At 31.7% G+C, this 4,232-nt stretch carries 4 protein-coding genes; all 4 read left to right on the top strand.

Annotated elements, in window-relative coordinates; translation table 11 throughout:
• Positions 1–282, top strand: a 282-nt coding sequence (locus tag CXF67_RS18170; protein WP_219621025.1) for a HEPN domain-containing protein, incomplete at its 5' end; no start/stop codon positions are given.
• A 336-nt stretch (positions 283–618) separates the two neighbouring features.
• Positions 619–822, top strand: coding sequence for a hypothetical protein (locus CXF67_RS08420; protein WP_145990412.1), 204 nt, complete (start codon positions 619–621; stop codon positions 820–822).
• Positions 782–2,836 (top strand): tyrosinase family protein, encoded by a 2,055-nt coding sequence (locus CXF67_RS08415; RefSeq protein WP_102088355.1) that lies wholly within the window; start codon positions 782–784, stop codon positions 2,834–2,836. Before CXF67_RS08420 ends, CXF67_RS08415 begins: the two co-directional genes overlap by 41 nt.
• A gap of 54 nt (positions 2,837–2,890) precedes the next feature.
• Positions 2,891–4,087 (top strand): T9SS type A sorting domain-containing protein, encoded by a 1,197-nt coding sequence (locus CXF67_RS08410; protein ID WP_102088354.1) that lies wholly within the window; start codon positions 2,891–2,893, stop codon positions 4,085–4,087.
• Positions 4,088–4,232: the final 145 nt, after the last annotated feature.

Below are 4,232 nucleotides of genomic sequence, written 5' to 3'. Positions count from 1 at the left end.
GTTTTAAAATGGAGACTAAAAAACTTATTAGAAAAATCAAGCATTAACAATATATTTGACGACGTTGAAAAATTTGCAGAAAAACTAAAAATAACAAGAAATTATCACGCTCATCTTGAAGAAGAACATAAGGAAAAAAGCTTAAAAACAGGCGAAATTTATAAAGCTAACAATTTACTTGAATTTGTAATTCGTGAAATTCTTTTAAGAGAAATAGGAATAATTGAAAATTCTGAAATACCTTCAGAAATAAAAGAATTTATATATACATTGAATGAATAAAAAGCCTGCTCCCAACACCGTATAAACTTTATTGCTGGCTTTTTGCTTACTTACGAAAGTCCTCGCGGACTTTCTTGGTTAGTAATTATTTAGCAGCTTTACTGCTAAAACAACGCAACAAAGCTTATACCAAACGTTACCCAACATACCAAAAAATGGAAAACGGTTACAAGCATAGAAAAACAGAACTAAAACTTTGGATAAAGTTATTAGATATTTTGCATTTGTTTCCTCCTTAACAAATTATGGATGCGAATACAATGGTTTCAATATTTATATTAACTTTAAAATCATATTAAAATGAAAAAAATAAAACACATATTTATAGCAATATTGATGACAACATTATCATCAATAACACTAGAAGCACAAGTAAGACCCGATATATTTAGCTTTTCTTCCTCGCAAAGAGAAGAATTAGCAGATTTAATTATTGATTTTGTAGATGTAGAGATAATCCAAATACATTGTGATTATACAACACATATGGGAGTAAGTTATGATATTCACGATAACTTTAACTTTTTTACCTTTTCATAGAACTTATCTTGAACGATTAGAAGACTGGTTAATATCACAAGGACATCCTGAATTTGTGCCATTACCTAAATGGACAGGCGAAGTACTCCCTCCTCCAGAATTTGAATTTGCTGGGCCAAACGGAAATGGAGTATCTCCATTTTGTGGGAGTTCAACTTGTTCAGATGCTCCTTCAGGTAGTGCTGGTTGCAGTAGTCCAAATGGTTGGGATACTGCTATTGTAAGTTTGCCAAATAACCTAACTTTGCCTATAATTTCTGGAACAAATAATGATTTATGTGACTTGCAATTTAATCCTTTAAATTATACGGCTAATAATGATGAAAGTGGAGGAAGCGGTCTAAGTAGACAAATTGAAAGTCCTTGGCATAATCAAGGACACCAATTTATGGGCGGCGTAATGTTAAATTTTAAATCACCTGCAGCAGCAATTTTTTGGATTTGGCACGCAGGAGTAGATGACAAATGGAAAGAATGGGAGCAAAACTGTCCACAATCAACTACACTTTCAAGTGACTTATATATGAAGGATAATGAATTTGTTGTAGAGTACTACAGAGACCGAGGCGAAGAGCCAAATATTGATGATGGTCCTATGTGGACAAGTAAAGATATTTGGGTGCGCAACCAAGCAGATGGAGTATTAAACCAATCGCACCAAAACCCAGAATATGGAAGAACAAATTATGTATATGTGAGAGTAAGAAATCGTGGTTTTCAAAATTCACTCGGCTCAGAACAATTAAGGCTATATTGGGCAAAAGCCAATACAGCCCTTACTTGGCCAAATCATTGGGACGGAAGTATGGATAATGATGGTGGTTTTTCTCTTGGAGAGCCATTAGGCACACTATCAATTCCACAAATAGGGGGTCAAGATCAGACTATTGTAGAGTTTGCGTGGAATGATGTACCCAACCCTGATGATTATAATATTGGACAAGGAAGTGATAACCCACATCATTTTTGCTTATTATCAAGAATAGATGCCACAAACGACCCTATGGCAAATGAAGTAACTGGTAGTGTATATCAAAATACCAAAAACAATAATAATATTGCCTGGAAAAACCTAAGCATAGTTGATTTAATACCAGGAGGGATTCAGCCCCCAAATCCTTGTACAGGAGTATTTGTGGGTAACTTTAATACAACAGCTCGTAATATTGATTTAGAATTTGTACTTCCAAGAAATTACAAAGGCAATCCCGTTTTAGCAGAAGCAGAAGTTTTAGTTACTTTAGACGATGCAACTTGGGATAAATGTGACACTAACGGAAGGCAAAAGCAAAATCTTACAGTTAATAAAGAAGAACAAAAGCAACTTATTATCAATCAGGATAATGCTTCTTTAAAAAACCTAAACTTTCAAGCCAATGAATACAGATTACTTAATGTCTGTTTTAGGTTTTTATCTAAACAAATGTCTGGTCAAAAAGATTTTGAATTTCACGTAATACAAAGAGATGCAGCCACAGGAGAAATAATAGGTGGTGAAACCTTCAAAATTGAAGTGGAAGGTAAAGAAGGGTTTTACGCAGATGCAGGTGATGACCAAGAAATTTCACAAGGCGAAATTGCAGATATTAGTGCCTATTCTGTCGATGAAAATGCGGTTTATAATTGGTACGACCAAGATGGTAATTTAATTTATACAGGACTAGATATAAGCGTATCGCCAGAAATTACCAAGAAATATAAATTAGAGGTTATTTCAAACAATGGGGGTATCATAGATTATGACGAAATTGAGATTAAGGTTAAAGAATACGAGATTTTGGGTATGTCGCCTAATCCAGCTAATGGTCAAGTTTCTCTTAATTACAAAGCAACCAATGCAAATTCTGCTTATATTATGATAACCCAACCTTATGGTAATACTAATAATTATATTCTTGATGTAAATCAAAGCAATGTATCTATAAATCTTGCCAACTATAATACAGGTATTTATTACGCTGTTTTAGTTTGTAATGGTCAAGTGTATGATAGTAGAACATTAATAATTGAATAACCCTTTTAACAATTCCATCCCGTCCTTATCGGGATGGAATTTAAATTTTAAATTATGAAGAATTCTTTAATTTTATTCGTTATGCTTTTTAGCATAAACGTTTTTTCACAATGGGAAGAAGTTTCAGTTCCTACAATATCAGGTTTAAACAATGCTTTTTTTGTAGATGAAAATATTGGGTATATTGTTGGTGGTGGTGATTACTATGGTTCACCTAACTCTACGGAAGGAATTATTTTAAAAACAACTGATAGCGGTAATATTTGGTCAATTATTTATTCTCAAAATAATATATCTTTAAATCATATATTTGTAATTGGTTCTAATATTTATATATATGGTCGTGATGAAGTTTCGCAACCTTTACAAATAATATCAAATGATAATGGTGCAACTTGGTCTCAATCAACACCAAGTTTTAACACCAACACTATGTATTTTTCTGACGATATAATTTATGTGTTTGATTTTGAAGAAACGACAACGACAATAAAAAAAATTATTAATAATGTCATTTCAACTATAATTACTGATGTTGGTGTTTTTGGCGTTAATCACAATGAACTTATATACGTAAATAATTTATTTGACACGATATACAAATCTTCAGATTATGGCCAAAATTGGCAAGAACTTCTAGCTTACCCTGATGGTTTCGGAGGTAATCAAAGCACTAATGCTGTAATAAAACCATTTAATGATAAAATAATTATCCACCATACATATCCAAATCATACCATTTTTAGTAATGACAATGGTACAACTTGGGAAATTAATACTGATGATGCAGATACAGATTTTACTAAAATAATTAACGAAACTACGATTTATAGTGTTAGACCTAATAATATTGCTATCACTCAAAATTTAATAAATTGGCAGTCTTTATTAGAAGATAATACCCAAAAAAGAAATATCTATTTTATCAATGATAATTTAGGTTTTGTTTTAGGGGATAATGGCTTATTATACAAAACAGAAAATGGTGGTGTATTGAGCATTAATGAAAACGAAAATTTAGAAAAAAAAATTAAAATCTATCCTATTCCTTCAAAAGATAAAGTTCAACTTGAAATACCAAACGATTTACAGGTTAACAACTTAAATCTCTATGATATAAATGGTAGATTAGTGAAAACTTACAAGAGTACAGAAAGAATCTTAAAAGTCTGTGAATTTTCGGCAGGTAACTATTTACTTAAAATTGAAACTAACCAAGGAAACGTAACTGAAAAAATTGTGATTGAATGATGTACGTTGGGTAACAATGTATATAAAACATAGCTAATAAGTGCTTAAACCAATGGCTTGGGTGTATTTGCTAAGTCCGCCAAATCTTTGATTTGGCATTTAAAAAAAGAAAAAATAAATACAAAAACAAAGATTTAGCTAAGTG

Origin of the sequence: Psychroflexus sp. MES1-P1E (assembly GCF_002836055.1) — a bacterium.
GTDB lineage: Bacteria > Bacteroidota > Bacteroidia > Flavobacteriales > Flavobacteriaceae > Psychroflexus.
Note: the sequence above shows the minus strand (reverse complement) of the source record. Positions and strands in the feature narration are given on the sequence as shown.

Bases quoted from the DNA above. Each gene is read 5' to 3' on its own strand.
- CXF67_RS08410 (WP_102088354.1), top strand. From the start codon at position 2,891: ATGAAGAATTCTTTAATTTTATTCGTTATGCTTTTTAGCATAAACGTT.
- CXF67_RS08415 (WP_102088355.1), top strand. From the start codon at position 782: ATGATATTCACGATAACTTTAACTTTTTTACCTTTTCATAGAACTTAT.
- CXF67_RS08420 (WP_145990412.1), top strand. From the start codon at position 619: ATGACAACATTATCATCAATAACACTAGAAGCACAAGTAAGACCCGAT.